The following is a 772-nucleotide window of genomic DNA, read 5'->3' on the forward strand; positions in this document are numbered from 1 at the left end:
GGTCTACAGTTTCGTGCGGGCGATGACTACGGTCAGCGCGGTGATCTTCCTGGTCACGGCCGAGAACGAGCTGGCCACCACCTACATCATCGGGCGGGTCGGCAACGGCGACTACGGCATCGCGCTGGCCTACTGCACCGTGCTGATGATCCTGATGTCAGTCGCGATCGCCGCGGTGCAGTGGCTGGTGGGCGAGCGCAAGCTGGGACGCCGCAAGGCCGGCGTGCCGAGCATCGCGGTCGCTGCACATTGAACATGGAGCACACATGAGCCAGGGCATCGAACTGCGCAACGTCACCAAGCGCTACGGCAACGACGCGCGCGCGCCGCTGGCGGTCAAGGGCATCAGCTTCGAGGTGCCCGTCGGCACGCTGACCACCATCCTCGGGCCCTCGGGCTGCGGCAAGACCACCACGCTGCGGATGATCGCCGGGCTCGAATCCCCGAGCTCGGGCGCGATCCTCATGGGCGGGCGCGACGTCACCACGCTGGGGCCGGCCGAGCGCAACGTCAGCATGATGTTCCAGAGCTACGCGCTGTTCCCGCACATGAGCGTGATCGAGAACGTCGGCTACGGYCTGCGCATGAGCGGCGTGCGCAGGCCCGAGGCCGCGGCGCGCGCCCGCGAGGCGCTGCGCGGCGTCGGCCTGGTCGACTTCGACGAGCGACTGCCGAGCGAGCTGTCGGGCGGCCAGCAGCAGCGCGTCGCGCTGGCCCGGGCGCTGGTGCTCGAACCCGCCGTACTGCTGTTCGACGAGCCGCTGTCCAATCT

1 protein-coding gene and 1 pseudogene are annotated in these 772 nt (G+C 69.3%); both read left to right on the forward strand.

What is annotated here, in order from left to right:
• Positions 1–253: pseudogene (locus tag AC1DY5_RS57525) on the forward strand (iron ABC transporter permease); the annotation flags it as partial.
• A gap of 13 nt (positions 254–266) precedes the next feature.
• The coding region (locus AC1DY5_RS57530) for an ABC transporter ATP-binding protein (RefSeq protein ID WP_478123022.1) at positions 267–772 on the forward strand (506 nt) is incomplete at its 3' end.

Source organism: Variovorax sp. P4_D9 (assembly GCF_056401695.1).